Genomic DNA, 19,816 nt, shown 5'->3' on the forward strand with positions numbered 1-19,816 from the left:
CGCCCCGCGCAGGTCAGCGGCGGCGGAAGCTCATCCATTGGGCGACCTGGTACCAGTCGTCGTCCAGCCCGGCGGGCGCCGGAGGGAAGGGCGCAGCCCGTCGCACGGCCTGAAGCGCGGCGGCATCAAGCGCGGGTCGTCCCGACGACGCGGCAAGCGTCACCTCGCCCAGGTGTCCCGAGGGATAGATCACCATCCGCACCTTGACCCTCCCATCGCCATGGTTGCCGGCGGGATAGCTCTGGTGGCGCGCGATGCGTGTCTGGATCGCCGCCGACCATTCGGCCTGCAATGCTGCGCGGCGCTCGGGCGATGGCGACTGGCCGGTGCCCGCGGCCTGCCGTCCGGCGCTTTGGCCGTCGCCGCTGCCGCTGGCGCGATGGGGGGCGGCGGGTGTCGCAGGCGGCACGGGCTGCGGCGGGCTTGCGGCACGCACCGGAGAGGGGGCCGGTTGCGCGGCGGGTCTGGGCGCTGGCCGCGTGTCGGGCAGGGGCGGCAACACCTCGGGCGGCACGGAAGCGACAGCGGGCGGGGGCGGCGCGGCGGGCCTTTCCGGTGCGGTGGGCGCTTCCGGTGCGGCGGCGCTTGCCATCGGGGCGGGAAGGGCAGGGGCTGTACGGGCCGGGTCCCGGTCGGCGGCGGTGGGCGGCAGCTTGGGGGCGGCCGGGGCGGGGGTTTCGACCGCCGGTGCCGTCGCCTCTGTCAGCGCCTCGGGGGGCCGATCCCATTCGGCCACAAGCGCCGCCAGCGCGGTGTCGGCGGCCTCGACCGTCACGGCCGAGGCGCCATACGCGCCGGACCCGTCCGTCCCGCCGCCCGGCGCGATCTGCAAAAAAAGGCCGACGTGCAGCGCCAGCGAAAGCGTGCCGAACAGCGCCAGTTCGCGCAGCCCGCCCGCCACGGCGGGGGTGGCGACGGCCACGCTCATGCCAGCACCTCGAGCGGCTGGAACACCAGGCCGTCGCGCCCGGCGGCGACATGGGCGGTGATGCCGAAGACCTGCGCCAGGTTCTGGGGTGTCAGGACCGCCTCGGGACGGTCGTCCGCCACGATCCGGCCCCGGTGCATCAGGATCAGCCGGTGGCAATGCCGCGCGGCGAGGCCAAGATCGTGCAGTGACGTCAGCACCGCCCCGCCTTCGGCCGCGATGCCGGCGAAGACGCGCATGGTCGCAATCTGAGCGGCCGGATCAAGGCCCGCGACCGGTTCGTCGGCCAGGATCAGGGGCGCGCCCTGTGCAAGGGTGCGGGCGATGAGAACACGCGCCTGCTCGCCCCCTGAAAGCTCGGTCGCGGCGCGATGGCGCAGCCCGTCCAGCCCCATGCGCTCAAGGGCGGCGTCCACCGCGGCCCGGTCGGCCGGCGACAGGGCCGAGAGCCCCGGCAGATGCGGAATGCGCCCAAGCGCCACCACGGCCTCGACGCTGACGGGCCAGGCGATTTCGCGGGTCTGCGGCAGCCAGGCGACACGGGTCGCGCGCAGGCGGGGCGACAGGGCCGCAAGGTCGGCCCGGCCCGTTGCCGGAAGCAGCCCCAGCGCGGCGCGCAAGAGGCTGGTCTTGCCCGCCCCGTTTGGGCCGATCAGGCCCACGACCTCGCCTCGGGCGATCGACAGGGTGGCGGCGTCGACGACGACTCGCCGTCCGCGGCGGACGGTGAGGTTCTGAAGCGTCATCGCGGGCGCCGTCGCGCCGTCATCTGCGGGGATCATGCGAATTCCCTCCGCGTCTTGAAGATCAGGTGCAGGAACAACGGCGCGCCGACAAGCGCGGTCAGGACCCCCAGTTGCAGGTCGCGGGTCGGCAAAACGACGCGGACCGCGACGTCGGCCAGCAGCAGAAGCGTGGCCCCGCCAAGCGCCGAGGCCGGCAACAAAAGCGCGGGGCGCGCGCCCACGAAGGGCCGCAGAAGGTGCGGCACCACGAGGCCGACAAAACCGATGGCGCCGGCCACGGCGGTCGAGGCGCCGACTGCAGCCGCCGTCCCGCCCACCAGCAGAAGCCGCAGCCGGTCAAGGCGGATGCCAAGGCTTTGCGCCGCGTCCTCGCCCAGGGTCAGCGCATCAAGCCCGCGCGCGGTCATCAAGAGTGCAAGCCCGCCCGCAAGGATGAAGGGCAGGGCCAGCCAGACATGGCTGAACGACCGGTCGGCTAGCGAGCCCATGAGCCAGAACATGATCTCGTAGGCCGCGAAGGGGTTGGGCGAAAGGTTCAGCACCAGGGCGGTCAGTGCGCCCGCCAGCGCGCTGATCGCGATCCCGGCAAGGATCAGGGTCATCGACGACCCGCGCGGGCCGGCCAGAAGCAGGATCAGAAGCACCGCAAGGGCAGACCCGCCCAGCGCCGCCAGCGGAAGGGCCAGCGCGAAGGCGGCCGCAAGGCCCGTGTGGATCGCGATGACGGCGCCAAGCGCGGCCGAGCCCGAGATGCCGATCAGCCCCGGCTCGGCCAGGGGATTGCGCAGGTAGCCCTGCATCGCCGCGCCCGAAAGCCCAAGGCTTGCGCCCACCAGCGCGCCAAGGATCGCGCGGGGCAGGCGGATCTCGCGCATCACGATCGTCAGCGGGCCGCCGTCATCGCGAAGAAGCGCCGACAGGCTTTGCCCCGGCCCGACGTCCGCCGGACCGACGGCGAGCGACGCCGCAAAGGCCGCGGCCGCCAGCAGGCCCAGCACCGAAAACAGGACGCGGGGCCTCATCGCAGGGCCTCCGCCGCGCTAGCCAGCCGCGCGACGGCGTCGAGGAACGCCGGCGTGCCGCAGATCCATTCGCGGTCGGGCACCACGACGACAGGCCGCGCGTCGATCGCCCGCCGCAACGCCGGGTGGTCAAGGATCGCCTCGGATCGCGAGGTGCCGGGATAGCGCGTGCCGGTCACGATCAGGTCGGGCGCCATCGTCACAAGACGCTCGAGCGGCAGGCGCGCGCCGCCAAATCCGGCCTCGGCGGCAAGGTTGCGAATGCCTGCGACGCGCAGCGCCTCGCCGGCAAGCGAGGTGTCGCTGCCGGCGAAGCCATTGGCGTAATAGACCACCGCCGTGGTGTCGGGCGGATCGCGGCGCAGGGCGGCGAGGCGGGCGTCGAAGTCCGCGACAAGCGCTTCGGCCGCGGCCTCGCGCCCCAGAAGCGCGCCCATCCGCAGGATCTGGCCGCGCAGGTCGTCCAGCGTCGTCGCGGGCGGAAAGGTTTCGACCCGAAGCCCAAGCCGGCGCAGGATGGCAACGGTTTCCGCCTCGGACCAGATGCCGGCAAGGACAAGGTCGGTGTCCAGAAGAAACACCTCTTCGGCGCGCGCGCGGTTCGCGGGCACGCCCGCGGCGTCCTCGTGCAGGGCCGAGGACACGGGGTCGGCGGCCAGCGACGAGACCGAGACGACCAGATCCGGAGCCAGCATGAGCGCCAGCTGATCGGTGCAGAGGTTGAGCGACACCACGCGCGCAGGGGCCTCGGCCCCCGCCATGCCCGCGGCCCCCAGCCCGAAGGCCAGGGCCGCGGCGCGGACGACGTCAGAAGTTCGCGCGAAGGCCCACATAGAAGGCCCTGTCGGATGTGCCGTAGCCGGCAACGGTCTGGTATTGCTCGTCAAAGATGTTGGCCACGCGCAGATAGACGGTGGCCTGGTCGCTGACCTCGTAGTTGAGCGTGGCGTTCGTCACCACATAGTCGTCAAGTTCGGCGATATCCTCGATGTCGGTGGCGTATTGCACGGTGAGGATGCCGTTCATCCGCTCGGTGATGTCGCCCTGGACCCCGATCGTCAGGTCGTTGCGGGGCACCCGAAGCAGCCGCTCGTCGTCGGGGCCGCGCGCATCGGTATAAGTGTAGTTCCCGAAGAACTCGGCCGACGCCGAAAGCGGGACGTTGCCGGTCAGTTCGACGCCCTGCGTCGTGCTGGTGCCGGGGGTCTGGGCATAGGCGAAGGTGCCGAAGTCGAACTCGATCAGGTTGTCGATCTCGGTCCTGAACAGCGTGATCTGCGCCGCGGCGCCATTGCCAAAGACCCGCTCGGCGCCCAGTTCGTAGCTTGTGCTTTCCTCGGCCAGCAGGTCGGGGTTGCCCGAGAACGCGTCGTTCAGTTCAAAAAGCGACGGCGCGCGGAAGCCCGTGGACACAAGGGCCCGAAGGACGGTCGCCTCATCGGGGCGATAGGCCAGCGCGAAGCGGCCCGAAACGAAGTCGCCGAAATCGGAATAGTCGTCGTAGCGCCCCGCCAGCGAGATGTCGACCGACGGGCTTGCCGCGATCATTGCCTCGGCGAAGACGGCGGCAAGGTCGCGTTCGCCTTCGCCGAAGTCGTCGGAGTAGCTTTCCTTCCCGGCGCTGGCCCCGAAGCTGAGCGTGGTCGCCGACCCGACCGACGTCGTGCCGATGTATTCGGCCATCGTTCGGTCGCCGGTGAAGCTGCCGGTGAAGTCGCCGCCGAAATCGCTGTCGCGCGTGTTTTCGAAGTAGCTCAGCGAGAAGGTGCTGAAGACCGCTTCGCCGTCCACTTCGGCAAAGACGCGGGCGCCGCTGCTCTCCGACTCGGTTTGCTCGGTCAGGTAGGGTCCGTCGAGCGGCAGGCTTGTCCCGAAGTCGAGTGCGTCGAATTCGACGGTGCTGTCCTCCCAGAAGCCCGAAAGCCCGAAGGTCAGGATATCTGTGGCCTCGTAGTCGGCGTAAAGCGTCAGGCGCGTCGACTCGAAGCCGTCGTCCTCGGTGTTGCCGTCGTTCTCGTCGGCCGCCGAGAAGCCGTCGGTCGTGCTTCGCGACAGGGTGAAGGCCAGTTCGCCACGTTCGGTCATCGTCGCGATCGAGACGCTGCCGAGATAGCTTGAATAGCTGCCGGCCTCGGCCTGCACGCCGACCTCGGTGCCCGGCGCCGAGGCGCGGCGGGTGGTGATGTCGATCGCGCCCGCGACGGCGGAACTGCCGAAAAGCGCCGATTGCGAGCCCTTGACGATCTCGATGCGCGACACGTCGACGGTCGAAAGGCGACCGAAGTCGAAGAAGCTTTGCGGCAGCGACGGGTCGGTGACGTCGATGCCGTCGATCCGCACCGCGACGTAGGCCGCGGGCAGGCCGCGCACGCGGATCGGGGCGGCGGCACCGGGTCCGCCGTTGGTGGCGAAGCTGATGCCGGCGCGGCGCGTCAGGAAGTCGGAAAGGGGCTGGGCGCCGACCTTCTCGAGTTCTTCTTCGGTCACGATGTCGACCGTCGCGCCAGTGCGGCTGATCTCGGTCGGGCTGAGGGTGGCGAAGGCGGTGATCTCGTCCAGATCGAAGGCGCCTTGCGCCAGTGCGGGAATTGCGCCGAAGGCGGCCACCGCAGGGGCCACCAATACTACGAGGGGTCGGTTCACGCCCGTCATCCTTCCAGTCTTCCGCCGCTCGGGGCGGGGGTCATGTTGAGTTCTTGGAAGGCACGCGGCCCCCGCAAACGGTGAAGTCGTCACCACTACGGAGGGTCCGTAGTCCCTGGCGCGCCCCGCGCCCGGACTGGGTGATCACTTCGGCAGGTCTCCTGACTCGCGGGTCGTCGCTTGGCCGGCCTTCCCGGGACATCTGGTCCCAGTGGCGTGTTCGGCCTCGCTCGCCGCTTACAGTTGCGGGGGCAGTCACGGACTTGGGGCTGGCCCCGCACCGTGTTCCCTTTTCATCGGACGCTCTCACGCCCGAACCGAAGCACGGTGATAAGACGGCTGGCTCGGCGCCGTGTCAACGGGTCTTTCGCCACGGATGGGTGTTGACATGCACGAGTGTTTTTGTCAGGTATAGGCGCAGCCACCCCGCCGGGTTCAAGGGGAAGCCTTCTTTCAAGCGATCAGAGGACTTCCGCGATGAGACCGTTTACACCCCCGCGCCCAATTCTCTCCTATGCCCGGGCCGCCCCGTGCCGCGCGGCCCTTCGTGACGACGGCCTCGTCGCCGAGCTGATCCGCTCGGGCGGCCTTTTCGGGGACTTCAGCCTCGAGCGCTGGCTCGATCGTCTGGAGATGCCGGAGGACCGGCGATGACCGCTCCGCTGACCCGGATCGGCCCCGCGCAACGGGTCGAGGACGACACCCCGGTCCATGACGCCCGGGCGTTGACCCAAGACGGGGCCTGCGCGCGGATCGTGCTTGATGGCAAGGTCTATACGCTGCGCATCACGCGCGCCGGCAAGCTTATCCTCACGAAGTAGGGCGCGGACGTGGCCGCGAGGCGGGCCGGGGCGCGGTCACGATGATCTCGGTGCCCCAGTCCGCGGCCCGGCGCCGCAGGCGTTCGGGCGGCCGCGCGTCGGTCACCCACAGGTCGAAGGCCTTCAGCGTGCCGATGCGGACGGGGGCAGACCGGGACAGCTTCGATGCATCCGCCACCAAAATCCGCCGACGCGCGGTTTCCATCACCGCCTGGGCCACGCGCACTTCGCGGAAGTCGAAGTCGAGCACGTCGCCGTCCTCGTCCATCGCCGAGCAGCCGATCACGGCGGTGTCGACCTTGAACTGCCGCACGAAATCGACCGTCACTTCGCCCACAAGCCCGCCATCGGCGCGGCGCAGAAGTCCGCCCGCCAGCACGATCTCGGCCTCGGGGTTGGCGACAAGAAGGTTGGCCACGTTGATGTTGTTGGTCACCACCAGAAGGCCGTTGTGGCGCAGAAGGGCGCGCGCCACCGCCTCGGCCGTGGTGCCGATGTCAAGAAAGACCGAGGCGCCGTCGGTGATCTGCGCGGCCGCGGTCCGGCCGATCGCGTCCTTGGCGTCGAGGTTCAGGCCGCGCCGATCCTCGTAGCCGATGTTGCGCGTGCCCGAGGGAAGGACTGCGCCGCCGTGGACGCGGGCCAGAAGTCCGGCCTCGCAGAGGTGGGTGAGGTCGCGACGCACGGTCTGGACGGTGACGCCGAACTGCCGGGCCAACGGCTCGACCAGAACGCGCCCGTCGCTGCGGGCGCGGGCCATGATCTGCTGGCGGCGGTAGCTGTCCATATCGGGAAGGCCGGTCGTTTTCCTGAAGAAACGAACATAACGAATGGAATTCCGGCTGGAAAGGGTAGGAATTGGTCACGATTCCCGAAAAACTGCCGGATCAGGAACCAAAAACGCGCAAACCGAAAGAAAGACGCGCATCCCGATTGACCGGGATGGCGCATTGCGTCACCGCAGACGAAAGGGCAAGGCGAGTGCGGCCATGGACAGAACGACAAGCGACATCTTCGTGATCGGCGGCGGGATCAACGGTTGCGGCATCGCGCGCGACGCGGCCGGGCGCGGGCTGAGCGTGACGCTGGTGGAAATGGGGGACCTCGCCGAGGCGACGTCGTCCAGGTCCACGAAGCTGTTTCATGGCGGGCTGCGATACCTCGAATATTTCGAGTTCCACCTGGTCCGCGAAGCCCTGTCCGAGCGCGAGACGCTGCTTCGCGCGATGCCCCATATCAGCTGGCCCATGCGCTTCGTGCTGCCCTATCACAAGGACATGCGTTTCGAGGCCGAGACGCCCGCCTCGAAGCTTCTGAGCCGCGTCATGCCGTGGATGAAGGGCCGGCGACCGGCCTGGATGATCCGGTTCGGGCTGTTCCTTTACGACCATCTCGGCGGGCGCGAGATCCTGCCCGGCACCGCCACGGTCGATCTGAGCGCCGATCCGGCGGGACGGGCGCTGAAGCCGAAATTCGCCCGCGCCTACGAGTACTCCGACTGCTGGATCGAGGATTCCCGGCTTGTCGCGCTCAACGCCCGTGACGCCGCCGAACGCGGCGCGACGGTGCTGGTGCGCGCGAAAGTGGTGTCGGCCGTGCGGGGGGATGACCACTGGGTCGTCACGGTCGAGGATGTCGATACCGGCGCGCGGTCCGAACACCGCGCACGGGTTCTGGTAAACGCCGGCGGGCCCTGGGTGCAGGACGTGATCCAGACCAAGCTGCGGCTGAACTCGACCGAGGGCGTGCGGCTGGTGCGCGGCAGCCATATCGTGACGAAGCGGCTTTACGACCACGACAAGTGTTATTTCTTCCAGGGCAAGGACGGGCGGATCATCTTCGCCATCCCCTATGAAACCGACTTCACCCTGATCGGAACCACCGATCAGGATCATCAGGGCGACCCGAAGGATGCCGTCTGCACCGACGCCGAAGCCGACTATCTGTGCCGCTTCGCGTCGGACTATTTCGCCACGCCGGTGACCCGTGACGATGTGGTGTGGACCTATTCGGGCGTGCGTCCGCTTTACGACGACAACGCGAAGTCGGCCACCGCCGCGACGCGGGAATATGTCCTGTCGCTCGACGCGGCCGGCGCGCCGGTGCTTCATGTCTTCGGCGGCAAGATCACCACCTACCGCAAACTGGCCGAGGCGGCGCTGACGAAGATCGGGCCTTATCTTGTGCCGAAATCGGGCGCCTGGACGGCGGGGGTGGCCCTTCCGGGCGGGGATTTCCCGGTCGACGGGGTCGAGGCGCTGGTGACGCGGTTGCGGGCGGCGCATCCGTTCCTGACCGACCGCTGGGCGCGGCGGCTGGTGCGCGCCTACGGCACCGACGCCGAGCGGATGCTGCAGGGCGCGGCGGCGCCCGAGGAACTGGGCCGCGACTTCGGCGCCACCCTGACCGAGGTCGAGGTGCGCTGGCTCATCGAGCACGAGTTCGCGCGGCGGGCCGAGGATGTGGTCTGGCGCCGCTCGAAGCTGGGCTTGCGGCTCACGCCCGAACAGGTGGCCGCGCTTGACGACTGGATGCGCGCCCAGCACAGAAAGGACGCGGCCTGAGCCGCCCGAGACGAAGCAGAAGGGGGAGGGGACGATGACCTATGTGCTGGCCATCGACCAGGGCACCACGTCAAGCCGGGCGATCCTGTTCGACCGATCGCTGCGGGTGGCCGCCATCGCACAGGACGAATTTCCGCAGCATTTTCCCGATTCGGGCTGGGTCGAACACGATCCCGACGACATCTGGGGCACCGTCGCGGGCACCTGCCGCAAGGTTATCGAGAAGGCCGGCATCGGCCCCGAGGCGATTGCCGCCATCGGCATCACCAACCAGCGCGAGACGACGCTGGTGTGGGACCGCGACACCGGCAAGCCGGTGCACCGCGCGATCGTCTGGCAGGACCGCCGCACCTCGGCGCTGTGCGCGTCCCTGCGCGAGGCCGGGCACGAGGCGATGGTGACCGCGAAGACCGGGTTGCTGCTTGATCCCTATTTCTCGGGCACCAAGCTGAAATACATCCTCGACACCGTCGAGGGCGCGCGCGAACGCGCCGCGCGGGGCGAGCTTCTGTTCGGCACCGTCGACAGCTTCCTGATCTGGAAGCTGACCGGCGGCGCCGTCCACGCGACCGATGCCACCAATGCCGCGCGCACGCTTCTGTTCAACATCCACGAAGGGCGCTGGGACGACGAGATCTGCCGCCTTCTAGACATTCCCCTGGCGATGCTGCCCGAGGTGCGCGACTGCGCGGGCGATTTCGGGGTGACGCGGCCCGACCTGTTCGGCCGCGCGATCCCGATCCGGGGCGTCGCGGGTGACCAGCAGGCGGCGACGGTGGGGCAGGCCTGCTTCACGCCGGGCATGATGAAATCGACCTATGGTACGGGCTGCTTCGCGCTTCTGAACACCGGCGACACGCCGGTTGCCTCGAACAGCCGGCTTCTGACGACCATCGCCTACCAGCTTGACGGCAAGCGGACCTACGCGCTTGAAGGGTCGATCTTCGTGGCGGGCGCTGTGGTGCAATGGCTGCGCGACGGCCTGAAGATCATCCGTGACGCCGCTGAAACGCAGCCTCTTGCCGAAGGGGCCGATCCCGCGCAGCAGGTCGTCCTGGTGCCCGCCTTCACCGGCCTTGGCGCGCCCTACTGGAACGCCGAGGCACGGGGCGCGATCTTCGGGATGACGCGCAACACCGGACCGGCGGAGCTTGCGCGCGCTGCGCTGCAGAGCGTGGGCTTCCAGACGCGCGACCTGCTCGAGGCGATGACGGCGGACTGGCCCGGGCGTGGGGCAGGGGGCGAAGCAGGGGGCCAAACAGGGGGCCGAACGGGGGGCGTGCTGCGGGTCGATGGCGGCATGGTGGCCAGCGACTGGGCGATGCAGTTTCTTGCCGATATCCTTGGCGCGCCGGTCGACCGGCCGACCGTTGCCGAAACCACCGCCGTGGGCGCGGCGTGGCTGGCGGGAATGGATGCGGGCATCTATCCTCAGGCCGACGAGTTCGCGCGGGGCTGGGCGCTTGAACGGCGGTTCGAACCCGCTCTGTCCCCGGACGACCGTGAGGCGCTTTATGCCCGCTGGAAGCGTGCCGTCGCCGCCTGCCAGGCGTTCTGAGCGATAGGGGCTTTTCGCGGGCGGGAATTGGGATAGGGTCGGGCCGTTGGCGCTAACGGCCACAAGACCGAGCGGGGACGAGGATGAGCATTTCCGATTTGCGCGGCGACGTGCTGCGGCACCTGAAGTATTCCATCGGCAAGGACGAGGATCACGCCCAGATCTATGACTGGCGCGTGGCCCTGTCGCTGGCGGTGCGCGACCGGATCGTCGACCGCTGGTTCGCGGCCACCCGGGCGACCTACGCCAGCCGGGCCAAGCGGGTCTATTACCTGTCGATGGAATTCCTCATCGGACGCCTGCTCGAGGACGCGGCGACCAATCTTGGGCTGCTCGACGAGGCGAAGGCCGTCTTCGATGGGTTCGGCCTGCCGTTCGACCGCGTCCTTGCCGACGAACCCGACGCGGCGCTGGGCAACGGCGGGCTTGGCCGGCTGGCCGCCTGCTTCATGGAAAGCCTCGCCACGCTAGGCGTGCCGGCCTACGGCTATGGCATCCGCTATGAGCATGGCCTTTTCCGCCAGCGCTTCGAAGGCGGCCGCCAGATCGAAGAACCCGAGGACTGGCTGACGCAGGCCCATGTCTGGGAGTTCGAGCGCCCCGAGACGTCGTTCGAGATCGGCTTCGGCGGCCATGTCCACCGGACGGGCACGAGCCGTGGCATCTGGCGCCCGGCCGAAGCGGTCATCGCGCAGGGCTTCGACACGCCGGTCGTGGGCTGGCAGGGGCGCTGGGCGAACACGCTGCGGCTATGGGGGGCGCAGCCGACGCGGCTTCTCGATCTCGAGCGGTTCAACGCCGGCGACTACACCGCCGCCGCGCAGCCCGAGACGCTGGCGCGCACGATCAGCCGGGTGCTTTATCCCGACGACACCACCGAGGGCGGCAAGGCGCTGCGGCTGAAGCAGGAGTACTTCTTCACCGCCGCCTCACTGCGCGACATCCTTCGGCGCTTCGAAAGCGAATACGACGACCTGCGCAAGCTGCCGCAGAAGGTCGCGATCCAACTGAACGACACCCATCCCGCCATCGCAGGGCCCGAACTGGTGCGGCTTCTGCACGACGAGCGCGGCCTGCCCTTCGACGAGGCGATGGAAACCGCGCGGCTGTGCCTGAACTACACCAACCACACGCTGCTGCCCGAAGCGCTGGAAAGCTGGTCCGAGGGGCTGATGGGCTATCTTCTGCCCCGCCATCTTCAGATCATCGAGGCGATCGACGCCGCCCATCACAAGGCCTATCCGGCGCGGTCGGTGCATATCCGTGAACACGGGCAGGTCCAGATGGGCAACCTGTCGTTCATCATGGCCAAGCGCGTGAACGGGGTCTCGGCGCTGCACACCGAACTGATGAAGACGACGGTCTTCCAGGATCTCCACGCCCTGCACCCCGAGCGGATCGTGAACGAGACGAACGGCGTCACGCCCCGGCGCTGGCTGCTGGGCTGCAACCCCCGGCTTGGCGCGCTGATCACCGAGGTGCTGGGCGACGGCTGGGTCGGCGACGCCGAGGAACTTGCCCGGCTTGCCCCCTTCACCGAGGATGCCTCATTCCTCGAACGCTTCGCCGCGATCAAGCGCGCGAACAAGGAGGAGCTGGCGGGCTGGCTGAAGCGCGAGCAGGGCGTCGCGGTCGACCCCTCGGCGATGTTCGACATCCAGATCAAGCGCATCCACGAATACAAGCGCCAGCACCTCAACATCCTCGAGGCGATCGCGCTGTGGCAGGACATCTCGGACAACCCGAACGGCGACTGGACGCCGCGCGTCAAGATCTTCGGCGGAAAGGCGGCGCCGGGCTACTGGTTCGCCAAGGAGATCGTCCACCTGATCAACGCCGTCGCCGGACGGATCAACGCCGATCCCGCGACTTCGCGCTTCCTGCGGGTGGTCTTCGCGCCGAACTACAACGTGTCGATGGCCGAACGTCTGATCCCTGCGGCGGACCTGTCCGAACAGATCTCGACCGCGGGAAAGGAGGCCTCGGGCACCGGCAACATGAAGTTCGCCATGAACGGGGCGCTGACGATCGGCACGCTTGACGGCGCGAACGTCGAGATCCGCGATCACGTCGGGGCCGAGAACTTCTTCCTCTTTGGCATGACCGCCGAAGAGGTGGTGGCACGGCGCGAGGTGCCGGGGCACGCCCGCCAGGCGATCGAGGCCGACCCGCGGCTGGCGCGCGCCCTCGGCGCGCTGCGCGACGGCACTTTCAGCCCGGGCAATCCGGGGCTGTTCGCGGGCATCGCCGACAATGTCGAGCACCACGACTACTTCCTCGTGGCGTCGGACTTCACCGACTACTGGCGCGCCAGCCGCGAGGCCGACGCGATCTGCCGCGATGGCGCGCGCTGGACGCGCATGGCCGCGCGGAACACGGCCGGTTCGGGCTGGTTCTCGTCCGACCGGACGATCCGTGGCTACATGGCCGATATCTGGGACGTGACGCCTGCGGCTGCGCCGGGCACGCTGGCGGCGGAATGACCCGCTAGCCCTGTCGCGAAATGCGGTGCAAGGTGGGGAAGGACAGGATCGATCGGGACCGACATGCCGCCACTTGACCCCGCGCTTGCACACCGCATCGCCCAGGGAACGCTTGACGATCCCTTCGCCGTCCTTGGTCCGCATGACGATGGGGGCGCGGTGCGCGTGACTGCCTTCGACCCCGGGGCCGAGGCGATGTTCGCGGTGCAGGACGGCCTCGCCCATCCGCTGGCGCCGGCCGGCGCACCGGGGGTGTTTTCGGGGCCGGTCCCGGCCCGCGCGCCCTATGAGCTGCGCGGGACGGCGGCGGGGCGGCAATGGGTCTATGACGACGCCTATCGTTTCGGCCCCGTGCTGGGCGAGATGGACGAATACCTCATCGGCGAAGGCACGCACGAGCGGCTCTGGCACGCGCTGGGCGCCCATGTGATCGACCACGAGGGCGCGCGCGGCGCCCATTTCGCGGTCTGGGCGCCGAACGCGCTGCGCGTGGCCGTGGTGGGCGACTTCAACGCCTGGGACGGCCGGCGGCACTTGATGCGCAAGCGCGGCGCCACCGGCGTGTGGGAGATCTTCGTGCCGGGCGTGACCGATGGCGCGCACTACAAGTACCAGATCGCCGGGCCGGACGGGGCGATCCAGCCCCTGAAGGCCGATCCGGTAGGCTTCCGGTCCGAACACGCGCCAAGCAATGCCTCGGTCGTGGCCGACATCACCGGCTACGGCTGGCACGACGGCAAGTGGATGACCGCCCGCGCCGGGCGCAACGCCCGCACCGCGCCGATCTCGATCTACGAGGTGCATCTGGGGTCGTGGCGCCGGCGTGCGGACGAGGGGAACCGGCCCCTGTCCTACAAGGAGGCGGCAGTCGAACTGGTCGACTATGCCCGCGACATGGGCTTCACCCATCTCGAGTTCCTGCCGCTGTCGGAGTATCCCTTCGACGGCTCCTGGGGCTATCAGCCGGTGGGGCTTTATGCGCCCACGATCCGGCACGGTCCCCCGCACGAGTTCCGCGATCTGGTCGACGCCGCGCACCAGGCGGGGCTGGGGGTCATCCTCGACTGGGTGCCGGGACATTTCCCGGCAGACCCGCACGGGCTGGGCCGCTTCGACGGAACGGCGCTTTACGAACATGCCGACCCGAAGGAAGGGTTCCACCAGGACTGGAACACCTTGATCTACAACTACGGTCGGCGCGAGGTGGCGAACTATCTGATTTCCAACGCGCTCTATTGGCTTGAGGAATATCACGTCGACGGGCTGCGGGTCGATGCGGTGGCGTCGATGCTCTACCGTGACTATTCCCGACGCGAGGGCGAATGGGTGCCCAACGTCCACGGCGGGCGCGAGAATTACGAAGCCATCGCCATGCTCCAGCGGATGAACACGCAGGTCTACGGCAAGGTGCCGGGCATCTTGACGGCGGCCGAGGAATCGACCTCGTTTCCTGGGGTGTCGCAGCCGGTGGACGCGGGCGGGCTCGGGTTCGGTTACAAGTGGAACATGGGCTGGATGAACGACACGCTGGCCTACATGCACCGCGATCCGGTCTATCGCCGCTTCCACCACCAGCAGATGACCTTCGGGCTGGTCTATGCCTTCTCGGAGAATTTCATCCTTCCGATCAGCCACGACGAGGTGGTGCATGGCAAGGGCTCGATGCTGGGCAAGATGCCAGGCGGCGAGTGGGAGAAATTCGCAAACCTGCGCGCCTATTACGGGTTCATGTGGGGGCATCCGGGCAAGAAGCTTCTGTTCATGGGGCAGGAATTCGCCCAGGGCCCCGAATGGAACCACAACGCCCAGATCGACTGGGACGCGGCGGGGCGCGAAATGCACAGGGGCGTGCAGCGCCTCGTGCGGGACCTCAACACGCTTTACCGGGCCGAACCGGCGCTGCACGTCAACGACTGCGCCCCCGAGGGGTTCCAGTGGATCGATGCAAATGACGCGGATCGGTCGCTGTATTCGTGGATCCGGCGGGGCGGCCCGGACGACCCGCCGATCGTGGTGATCTGCAACTTCACTCCGGTCGAACGGCCCGACACGGTGATCGGCCTGCCCCTGGGCGGCACCTGGGAGGAGGTGCTGAACACCGACGCCGCGATCTATGGCGGCGCCAATCGCGGCAACATGGGCCGGATCGAGGCGTCCGGAGACGGGGTCATGGGCCAGCCCGCTTCGGCCCGCGTGATGGTCCCGCCGCTTGCGACCGTCATTCTGAAATACAAGGGCTGACCGTCAGGGTCGGCGTCAGGGAGGGAACATGGCACCGAAGACACTCAGACTCTCGCAGCGCAGCATGGCCTTCGTGCTGGCCGGCGGGCGGGGCAGCCGCCTGAAGGAACTGACCGACAAGCGCGCCAAGCCCGCCGTCTACTTCGGCGGCAAGGCGCGAATCATCGACTTCGCGCTGTCGAACGCGCTGAACTCGGGCATCCGCAAGATGGCCATCGCCACCCAATACAAGGCCCACAGCCTGATCCGGCACTGCCAGCGCGGCTGGAACTTCTTCCGCGCCGAACGGAACGAATACCTCGACATCCTGCCCGCCTCGCAGCGGGTGGACGAAACGCAGTGGTATCTCGGAACCGCCGACGCGGTGACGCAGAACATCGACATCGTCGACAGCTACAACATCGACTACGTCCTGATCCTTGCCGGCGACCACATCTACAAGATGGACTACGAGATCATGATCCAGCAGCACGTCGAGACGGGTGCGGACGTGACGGTGGGCTGTCTGACCGTCGCGCGCGACGAGGCAAGCGCCTTCGGCGTCATGGCCGTTGACGCCTCGGGCCGGATCACCGATTTCCTGGAAAAGCCCAAGAACCCGCCGGGAATGCCGGGCAACCCCGAAATGGCGCTGGCGTCGATGGGGATCTACGTCTTCTCGTGGCCTTTCCTGCGCGAGCTTCTGCTGAAGGATCAGCACGACCCGAATTCGAGCCACGATTTCGGCAGCGACCTGATCCCCCAGATCGTGAAGAACGGCAAGGCGATGGCGCACCGCTTCGACGAAAGCTGCGTGCGGCATGCGCCCGAGGCGCCGGCCTACTGGCGCGACGTCGGCACGCTCGACGCGTTCTGGAAGGCCAACATCGACCTGACCGACTTCCTGCCCGAGCTTGACCTGTGGGACACGCAGTGGCCGATCTGGACCTATTCGGAATCCGTGCCGCCGGCCAAGTTCATCCATGACGAGGCCGACCGCCGCGGATCGGCCGTGTCCTCGATGGTGTCGGGGGGCTGCATCATCTCGGGGACCGAGGTGCGCAACTCGGTGCTTTACACCCTGGTGCACACGAATTCCTACGCGATGCTCGACCACGCGATCATGTTCCCGCATTCCTACGTTTCGCGGCATGCGCGGCTGACGAAGGTGATCGTCGACCGCGGCGTCTACATCCCCGAAGGCCTGGTCGTGGGCGAGGACCCCGACGAGGATCGCAAGTGGTTCCGTGTCACCGAGGACGGCGTGACGCTCATCACCCAGGAAATGCTCGACCGACGGGCCGACGCGATATGAGGCAGGCGCTGTCCGTCACGTCCGAATGCGTGCCCTTCGTGAAGACGGGCGGGCTTGCCGACGTGGCGGGGGCGCTTCCCCATGCGCTGGCCGGACACGGCTGGGAGCTGCGGACGATCCTGCCGGGCTACCGGCAGGTCGTGGCCGGGCTCAAGCGGCCGAAGACGGTGATGACCGAGGCCGACCTGTTCGGCGGCCCCGCGCGCCTTCTGTCGGTGATGGCGGGCGGCCAGTCGATCCTGGTGATCGACGCGCCCCACCTCTACGACCGTGCAGGGGGGCCCTACCTCGACGCCAGCGGCAACGACTGGCCCGACAACGCCGAACGCTTTGCGGCGCTGTGCTGGATGGCGGCGCGCCTCGCGGCCGAGGGCATCCCCGGCTTCACCCCAGAGGTGCTGCATGTCCACGACTGGCAGGGCGGCCTTGCGCCCGTCTATCTGGCCGAGATGGGCGCGCGCGACAGGGTGGGCAGCATCCTGACCATCCACAACATCGCCTTCCACGGCCTCGCCCCCGCGGCGATGCGTGAGCGTTTGCGCCTGCCGGCCTCGGGCTTCTCGCAGGAGGGGTTCGAGTTCTGGGGCCAGATCAACGCCCTGAAGGCGGGCATCGTCTGGGCGGACCGCGTCACCACCGTCAGCCCGACCTACGCCGCCGAATTGCGCACGCCCGAGTTCGGCTGGGGCCTGGACGGGGTGCTGCGCGGGCGCGACACCGGGTTCTCGGGCATCCTGAACGGCGTCGACGAAGACAGCTGGAACCCTTCCACCGATCCCGCGATCGACCGCTTCAAGGCGCCTGCGGGCAAGGCCAGGGCCAAGGCGCGGCTGCGCAAGGAGTTCGGCCTGCCGAAAGCCGACGGACCGCTGGCCGTGGTCGTGTCGCGGCTCAGCGAACAGAAGGGCCTCGACCTGCTGCTCGACGCCCTTCCCGCGCTGACCGACCGGGGCGGGCAGCTTGTGCTACTGGGCTCGGGCGACCGAAAGCTTGAGTGGGAATGGCAGCGCGCCGCGCAGCATCCCAACGTCGCCGTCCACATCGGCTATGACGAGGCGCTGTCGCATCGCATCATCGCGGGCGGCGACGCGATCCTCGTGCCTTCGCGGTTCGAACCCTGCGGCCTGACACAGATGTACGGCCTGCGCTACGGCACGGTGCCGGTCGTGGCGCGGACGGGGGGCCTTGCCGACACGGTGATCGATGCAAGCCCCGTGGCCCTGCGCAGCGGCGTCGCCACGGGGCTTCAGTTCCACCCCGTGACGGCCCATGCGCTGGCCGGCGCGCTGATCCGCCTGTGTGAGCTTTACGGCCAGCCGAAGGTCTGGGCACAGATGCAGAAGAACGGCATGAAGCAGAACCTGGGCTGGGGCCCCGCCGCCGCCGACTATGCCACGCTTTACGCCGAGGTGAGCCGCCGGTGAAACCGATGAGCACCGTCACCGCCGGACGTCCAGCCCCGCTGGGCGCGACCCCGACCGACGGGGGCGTGAACTTCGCGCTGTTTTCGGAACACGCGACGCGGGTGACGCTGTGCCTGTTCGACGACAGGGGGCGCGAGACGCGCATCGACCTGCCCGAATGCGACGGCCACATCTGGCACGGCCATGTGCTTGGGATCGGTCCGGGGCAGCTTTACGGCTACCGCGTGCACGGACCCTACCGGCCGGAGGACGGGCACCGCTTCAACGCCAACAAGCTTCTTCTCGATCCCTACGCCCGCCACATCACCGGGCATCCGCGCCTGCACGACGAACTGATGGGCTATGAGGTGGGCGCGGTCGAGGCGGACCTGAGCTTCGACACCCGCGACAGCGCCAGGCACATGCCCAAATGCATGGTCGAGGACCTGCGGATGCCGCCGGCCAAGCGTCCCGGCACCCCGCTGCGCGAGACGGTGATCTACGAGGCGCATGTGAAGGGGATGACGCGGCTTCACCCCGAGGTGCGCGAAAAGGGCACGTTTCGCGGTCTGGCGTCCGAGCCGATGCTCGACCACCTGACAAAGCTTGGCATCACGGCGATCGAGCTTCTGCCGGTGCAGGCCTTTCTCACCGACAAGTTCCTGGTCGAGCGCGGCCTGACCAATTACTGGGGCTACCAGACGGTGGGCTTTTTCGCGCCCGACCCGCGCTATCTGTCGCGCGGGCGGATCGCCGAGTTCCGGCAGATGGTCGACCGCTTCCATGGTGCGGGGATCGAGGTGATCCTCGACGTGGTCTACAACCACACCGGCGAAGGCAACGAACTTGGGCCGACCCTGTCGTTCCGGGGGATCGACAACGCCAGCTACTATCGCCTCGCCCCCGAGCCGCGCTTCTACGTCAACGATACGGGCACCGGGAACACGCTGAACATCGCCCATCCGATGGTGCTGCGGATGGTGATGGATTCGCTGCGTTACTGGGTCGAGGTGATGGGCGTGGATGGCTTCCGCTTCGACCTGTGCGCCACGCTGGGCCGCAACGGCCACGGCTTCGACCGCGACGGGGCCTTCTTCACCGCGATCCGCCAGGATCCGGTCCTGAGCCGCGTGAAGCTGATCGCCGAACCCTGGGACATCGGCCCGGGCGGCTATCAACTTGGTGCCTTCCCGCCGCCCTTCCTTGAATGGAACGACCGCTACCGCGACGGTGTGCGGCGCTTTTGGCGCGGCGATCCGGGACGCGCACCCGACCTTGCCGCGCGCATCACCGGATCTGCGACCGAGTTCGACCATTCGGGGCGGTCGGCCACCAGTTCGGTCAATTTCCTGACGGCGCATGACGGCATGACGCTGGAGGACCTCGTGTCCTATGACCGCAAGCACAACGAGGCGAACGGCGAAGAGGGGCGCGACGGCCACGCCGAGGATTTCTCGGACAACATGGGCGCCGAGGGGCCGACCGACGACGCGGCGATCCGCGCCGCCCGGGCACGCCGCAAGCGCGCGATGATGGCCACGCTTCTGTTGTCGCAGGGAACGCCGATGATCCTTGCCGGCGACGAGATCGGCAACACCCAGGGCGGCAACAACAACGCCTACAACCAGGACAACGCGACAAGCTGGATCGACTGGTCCCAAGTCGATCACGCGTTCCTCGACTTCACGCGGCGGATGATCGCCTTTCGGCAAGCCCATCCGATCCTGGGCCAGCGGCTGTTCCTGCACGCGCGCGAACGCGTGACCGACGGCGTCGAGGACCTGTTCTGGTGGCGTGCGGACGGCAAGCCGATGCAGACGCGCGACTGGGATGACCCGGCGATCGACTTTCTTGCCGCCGAGATGCGGACCGCCTCGGGCACGCCGCATTACGCCGCCGCCGAATACGCGATCTTCGTGGCCTTCAACGCTGGCCGGCCGCGTGCGGTGCGGCTTCCCGCACCGCCCGAGGGCCGCGTCTGGAGCCACCAGATCGACACTGCCGAGCCGCTCATGCGGGCGCGCCGCGTTACCGCCGGCCGGCTCGAGATGGCCGGCCAGTCGGTCACCGTGTGCGTTCTGGTGCCCGAAGTCTGACAAGGGGGAGAGGAAGC

General features: G+C 68.4%; 15 protein-coding genes and 1 riboswitch. Of the genes, 9 read left to right on the forward strand and 6 right to left on the reverse strand.

Features of this window, described 5'->3' with window-relative positions:
- Positions 1–13: 13 nt before the first annotated feature.
- The 5 genes from ACRDNQ_RS01450 to ACRDNQ_RS01470 are packed head-to-tail and all read right to left on the reverse strand — an operon-like array spanning position 14 to position 5,339.
- A complete protein-coding gene (locus tag ACRDNQ_RS01450) occupies positions 14–928 on the reverse strand; it encodes a TonB family protein (protein WP_431826841.1) in 915 nt (304 codons plus the stop codon).
- The gene (locus tag ACRDNQ_RS01455) at positions 925–1,710 is read right to left on the reverse strand and encodes an ABC transporter ATP-binding protein (RefSeq protein WP_431826842.1); all 786 of its coding nucleotides are present in this window, start codon (positions 1,708–1,710) and stop codon (positions 925–927) included. Before ACRDNQ_RS01455 ends, ACRDNQ_RS01450 begins: the two co-directional genes overlap by 4 nt.
- Positions 1,707–2,696, reverse strand: a complete 990-nt coding sequence (locus ACRDNQ_RS01460) for a FecCD family ABC transporter permease (RefSeq protein WP_431826843.1) — start codon at positions 2,694–2,696, stop codon at positions 1,707–1,709. The genes ACRDNQ_RS01455 and ACRDNQ_RS01460 overlap by 4 nt, the downstream gene beginning before the upstream one ends.
- The gene (locus ACRDNQ_RS01465) at positions 2,693–3,529 is read right to left on the reverse strand and encodes an ABC transporter substrate-binding protein (RefSeq protein WP_431826844.1); all 837 of its coding nucleotides are present in this window, start codon (positions 3,527–3,529) and stop codon (positions 2,693–2,695) included. Before ACRDNQ_RS01465 ends, ACRDNQ_RS01460 begins: the two co-directional genes overlap by 4 nt.
- Positions 3,504–5,339 (reverse strand): TonB-dependent receptor plug domain-containing protein, encoded by a 1,836-nt coding sequence (locus ACRDNQ_RS01470; protein WP_431826845.1) that lies wholly within the window; start codon positions 5,337–5,339, stop codon positions 3,504–3,506. The genes ACRDNQ_RS01465 and ACRDNQ_RS01470 overlap by 26 nt, the downstream gene beginning before the upstream one ends.
- Positions 5,340–5,473: 134 nt before the next feature.
- Positions 5,474–5,676, reverse strand: a riboswitch (cobalamin riboswitch).
- 140 nt (positions 5,677–5,816) lie between these two features.
- On the opposite strand from ACRDNQ_RS01470, the gene ACRDNQ_RS01475 reads away from it, so the two are divergent.
- Both ACRDNQ_RS01475 and hemP read left to right on the forward strand, forming a co-directional pair.
- Positions 5,817–5,993 (forward strand): hypothetical protein, encoded by a 177-nt coding sequence (locus tag ACRDNQ_RS01475; RefSeq protein WP_431826846.1) that lies wholly within the window; start codon positions 5,817–5,819, stop codon positions 5,991–5,993.
- Complete coding sequence (gene hemP / locus ACRDNQ_RS01480; protein ID WP_431826847.1) at positions 5,990–6,160, forward strand: hemin uptake protein HemP; 171 nt, start codon at positions 5,990–5,992, stop codon at positions 6,158–6,160. Before ACRDNQ_RS01475 ends, hemP begins: the two co-directional genes overlap by 4 nt.
- Here the strand turns inward: hemP and ACRDNQ_RS01485 are convergent.
- Entirely contained in the window at positions 6,150–6,947 is a 798-nt protein-coding gene (locus ACRDNQ_RS01485) for a DeoR/GlpR family DNA-binding transcription regulator (protein WP_431826848.1), read from the reverse strand. The two genes, hemP and ACRDNQ_RS01485, sit on opposite strands and share 11 nt — an antisense overlap.
- A 202-nt stretch (positions 6,948–7,149) precedes the next feature.
- Between ACRDNQ_RS01485 and glpD the strand changes: the two genes are divergently transcribed.
- The 7 genes from glpD to glgX all read left to right on the forward strand — a co-directional run bounded on the left by glpD (position 7,150) and on the right by glgX (position 19,799).
- Positions 7,150–8,724 (forward strand): glycerol-3-phosphate dehydrogenase, encoded by a 1,575-nt coding sequence (gene glpD / locus ACRDNQ_RS01490; protein ID WP_431826849.1) that lies wholly within the window; start codon positions 7,150–7,152, stop codon positions 8,722–8,724.
- Between the two features lie 34 nt (positions 8,725–8,758).
- Entirely contained in the window at positions 8,759–10,282 is a 1,524-nt protein-coding gene (gene glpK / locus ACRDNQ_RS01495; protein WP_431826850.1) for a glycerol kinase GlpK, read from the forward strand.
- A gap of 83 nt (positions 10,283–10,365) precedes the next feature.
- Positions 10,366–12,765: a glycogen/starch/alpha-glucan phosphorylase gene (locus tag ACRDNQ_RS01500; protein ID WP_431826851.1), complete on the forward strand. Its 2,400-nt coding sequence runs from the start codon at positions 10,366–10,368 to the stop codon at positions 12,763–12,765.
- A gap of 63 nt (positions 12,766–12,828) precedes the next feature.
- Positions 12,829–15,006: a 1,4-alpha-glucan branching protein GlgB gene (glgB, locus tag ACRDNQ_RS01505; RefSeq protein ID WP_431826852.1), complete on the forward strand. Its 2,178-nt coding sequence runs from the start codon at positions 12,829–12,831 to the stop codon at positions 15,004–15,006.
- Positions 15,007–15,034: 28 nt separating this feature from the next.
- A complete protein-coding gene (gene glgC / locus ACRDNQ_RS01510) occupies positions 15,035–16,300 on the forward strand; it encodes a glucose-1-phosphate adenylyltransferase (RefSeq protein ID WP_431826853.1) in 1,266 nt (421 codons plus the stop codon).
- Positions 16,297–17,724, forward strand: coding sequence for a glycogen synthase GlgA (gene glgA, locus ACRDNQ_RS01515; RefSeq protein WP_431826854.1), 1,428 nt, complete (start codon positions 16,297–16,299; stop codon positions 17,722–17,724). The genes glgC and glgA overlap by 4 nt, the downstream gene beginning before the upstream one ends.
- A gap of 5 nt (positions 17,725–17,729) precedes the next feature.
- Positions 17,730–19,799 carry a glycogen debranching protein GlgX gene (gene glgX, locus ACRDNQ_RS01520; protein ID WP_431826855.1) on the forward strand — a complete coding sequence of 690 codons (2,070 nt, stop codon included), beginning with the start codon at positions 17,730–17,732 and terminating at the stop codon, positions 19,797–19,799.
- Positions 19,800–19,816 lie beyond the last annotated feature (17 nt).

It is taken from the genome of Saliniferula longa, assembly GCF_050789285.1.
Classification (GTDB): domain Bacteria; phylum Pseudomonadota; class Alphaproteobacteria; order Rhodobacterales; family Rhodobacteraceae; genus CAVPWP01.